The sequence below is a fragment of the bacterium genome (assembly GCA_021158245.1).
Classification (GTDB): domain Bacteria; phylum Zhuqueibacterota; class QNDG01; order QNDG01; family QNDG01; genus QNDG01.
In genome coordinates this window covers 1-4,017 of the sequence record JAGGVB010000150.1, presented here as the reverse complement: position 1 = coordinate 4,017, position 4,017 = coordinate 1, and the positions used below count along the sequence as shown (strand labels likewise).

Here is a 4,017-nt window from a genome sequence, read left to right as displayed (position 1 = left end):
CCTGTTATGCTTGTTTCTCCTCCTTCCGACTTTGCTCTTACTCAGAACTATCCTAACCCTTTTAACCCTGAAACAACAATAAACTATCAGATTGCAGAAGAGAGTGAGGTTACAATTAAAGTCTACAGCTTACTCGGAAGAGAGATAAAAACACTAATCAGCAAGAAACTTCCTGCAGCTTCATACTATGCCAAATGGGACGGGACAGATAATTTCGGGCAGAAAGTCTCAAGCGGAATCTATTTGATTCAGATGAAAGCAGGCACATTCTCACAGATGAGAAAAATGACTTTGATGCGGTAGATTAGATTAATTCAGTTTGATTTTACAAAGGCCGCTTTTTACAAGCGGCCTTTTTTTTAAACAAAAGACAAAAAAACAGTTGTTTGCCGGCATCTGGAAATTTCCGTTAAAAAAATGTTGAAAAACGAACGCCCGGAAAGGCAAACTGTTTGAACCCGATTCTCTTTAAGAAAAAATACAATAATCAGAATCGGGTGAGTTTTTGCCTTTCAGAGAGTTTTTTGGCATTTTTAGGAAATTTTCGGCAGCCGGCGTTTTTTGGGCACTTTTTTTTGAAAAAAGTGCCGTACATAAATCTTTACAAAATCAACAAACTGAACGTTAATGTATAACATTTGGATTTTTTACATTTGTTGAACTACAGCTTTGTACATACTTCGTTTAATATTTCGTCCCTACGGGACTCCGTGTTTTTGTTTATTCCATTTCTACAAATATTCCGCCCCTACGGGGCTTAGGCGCGTCATTCCCGCATGTTTTTAGCGGGAAACCAGGGGCAATCCTCTACCACCCCTCCCATGGATACCCGCTTTCGCGGGTATGACAAAATTGAGAATTTTTTCTCCGGCATCTGGAAATTTACGCAACAACGGTCCACTGAGATGTCATTCCCGCATGTTTTTAGCGGGAATCCAGGGCGGAGAGGGGTTAATCACAAATTTATGTAATCCTCCACACCCCTCCCATGGATACCCGCTTTCGCGAGTATGACACTGTTTAATTTATTTGCCGACATCTGGAAATTTCATTTAATTTATTTTTAAATTCGTGTTAACTGTGTCCGGCCTTTGACGGATTCGTGTAATTCGTGGATTACTATTTCCGCCCCAAGTACAACTTGTGTCGAAGAGAATCCTATTCACTACTCCCTTTTCACTATTCACTAATCCTTTTCTTTCAGGAATGCGATAGAATTTTCTCCAGCCTTTCCAGATTTAAAATCACCGAACTATTTCCCGGATCAAATGCGAGGGCAGCTTTGTATCCTATCAGAGCAGCCTCATACTGCCCGATCTTAACATAGCATGTTGCGACATCTGCCAGGGTACCTGCATCTTCCGGGAAATATTCAAGATACTTTCCAAGCACTTCTATGGCAGTACCATAATCCTGAGCTTTTATGCACAATGCTCCCAGTTTCTTAAAATAAACAGGCCTTGTGCATTTATTAATAAACTTTTCCGTAATATCATGAAACTTATTATTCTGCTTTTCCTGTAAAAACAGAAATGCAAGATGCAGCATTGCATTGCAGTTTTCCGTGTCAAAGGATAAAACCCTATTCCAGATAGTTTCGGCTTTTTCAGGATCTGATGATTCAAACAGGTGTGCATACAGGGAATTCAACTCAACAGAATCCGGATGTTTTTTAAGCCCTAAATCAAGAATTTCCTGCTTTTCACCAAGGGGCAGCGTTTCGCTCAGACTGGTCCATTTTGAATAAAATGCAACACTTGGTCTTTTATTTTTATCAATTTCTTTCAGATAATCCAGAGCCTTTTCCTGCTGTCCCATATTAACAAGAGCTCTTGCATAAATAACATGATATTCATAATTATCAGGATTTATTTTTAAGGCATTTTCTGCTGATTTAAGAGCATCGTCAAACTTTGATAAAAATGTGTATGCATCTGAAAGACATGCCCAGGCTCTGTGATCATAACTGTATGTTTCAATAATCAATCCTTCATATTTCGGCTGTTTTCTCTTGTTTTCAAGAATCTTAAGAAACTTATTAAAAAGGCTTACTGCTTCTTTGTACTCTCCTTTTTTTAATTTTACATTTGCCAGTGCATAGGTTATATCAAGGTTTTCAGGAAATTCTTCAAGAATTTCATTGCACACGTTTTCCGCTCTGTCAAGTAAATCAAGGTTCAAAAGAGCAACAGAATAATCAAAAGATATCATCTGCCTGTTATTCTGATTCATTGTTTTTTTGCACAGGTTAAATGCATTTTCCGCAGCTTTTAGTACATCCTCGTATCTTTTCTGTGCTGCAAGAATTCTCACATAATTCTGATGAGAAAATGCATTGTCTTTTTCCTGTTCTATCTGTTTTAAAAGCAGAGATTCGGTACGCTGGTATTTCTTCTTCATCTTTTCTTTGGAAAGATTGTATCCGTAATGATAAATCCTTATCTCGCTCCATGCACTCTCGCCTTCACAGATAAGCTGATTGTGAACTATACCTTCGTATTTTGCCTTTCCTCTGCGGAAAAGGCGCTGAAAGTAATGTTTTGACCAGCCATTAACCGAATCATTTAATAAAGCAACATAAACAGCGTCAAATTTATCCTGATTTACAGCCTTCTTTACAAGATGAATATCCTCTCTTTCCAGTTCCTCGTCAGCATCAAGCTGGAATATCCAGTCGCATGTTGCAAACTGAAGCCCGTAATTCCTGGCCTCGCTGAAACTGCCCTGCCACTCGTGATGAAAAACCCTTGCCCCAAAAGACTCTGCAATCTCAACTGTCCTGTCTGTTGATCCTGTATCAACTATTATCATTTCATCAACAACATCCTGAACGCTTTTTAAACACTGTTCAAGAAATTCCTCTTCGTTTTTTACAATCATGCACAGCGATATTGTTGGTTCGTTCTTTTTCTTCTTTGCCGGGGTTTTAGAATGTAAATAGGACTTCAATTTTTCCGAGTCCGGATATTTCCGCACTGCCCTCTGAAGAACATCCGCAGAAGAACCCAATTCAGGATACTTTACGCACAATGCAAAATACTTTAAATATGTTTCCTCATCAACGTTGTTTTCCCGCTCCATGCGTTCCAGAAGGATTTTACAATCTTCTTTTCTGCCTGCTTTTATAAGATTTCTTGCAAGCGCGATTTTATATTCTGCAGAATCAGGGTCTAATTCAACAGCTTTTCCCGCAGCCTTGATTCCTGATTCATAATTTCCCAGTTCATGCTCGCAGTCTGCAATAATTGCCCAAACTTTATGATCCAGCGTATAAGTATCAATTATCAGATATGAAAACCCGGGGGTTTTCCCTTCTTTCTCATGGATTTCAAGAAACTTTTTATAAACATCCAACGCTTCTTTGTATCTTTTCTGCAAAATCAGAGAATGCCCGAGAGAGTATGTTATATCAAGATTATCCGGAAATTTTTTTAATATATTCTTTGCTCTTTTCTCTGCTTCGGGAAACTTACCCAGTTCAATAAGCGAACAAATCATATCGTACTCAATCATCTGCAGAATCGGATCAGTCATTTTACTGCCTGCTGAAACAAAAGATTTCCTGCCAAGGCTGACAACCTCCTGGTATTTATGCTGAGACTTAAGAACTCTCATCAGGTTCATGTAAGTAAAAGGATTTGTGTTATCACGGCTCATCTGCTTTCTGAGCAGTTTCTCTGTACGCTTAAATTTTTTGTCCATCTCCTTTTTTGAAAGATTGTAACCGTAATGATAAATTACAATTTCAGTTTTAATATCTTTTCCCTGATATACCAGCTGATTATGTACATCTCCCGCAAACTTTGCCCTGCCCCTTTTAAAAAGTCTGGGCGAATAGTGTTTGGTCCATCCTACGGGAGTCTTATTCATTAATGCAACATAAACAGCGTCAATTTCTCTGTTCTGCACTGCACTTTTTACAGCAGGTATATCATCGCTTCTGAGTTCCTCGTCAGCATCAAGCTGAAGAATCCAGTCGCAGGTTGCAAACTGAAGCCCGTAATTTCTGGCCTCGCT

At 38.9% G+C, this 4,017-nt stretch carries 2 protein-coding genes; one reads left to right on the top strand and one right to left on the bottom strand.

All coding sequences use genetic code 11. The annotated features are described in order from the left end of the window. Positions 1–303: T9SS type A sorting domain-containing protein (locus J7K93_07955; GenBank protein ID MCD6116933.1), on the top strand; the 303-nt coding region annotated here is incomplete at its 5' end. A gap of 897 nt (positions 304–1,200) precedes the next feature. Here J7K93_07955 and J7K93_07950 read toward each other — a convergent pair. Further along, positions 1,201–4,017: tetratricopeptide repeat protein (locus tag J7K93_07950; GenBank protein ID MCD6116932.1), on the bottom strand; the 2,817-nt coding region annotated here is incomplete at its 5' end.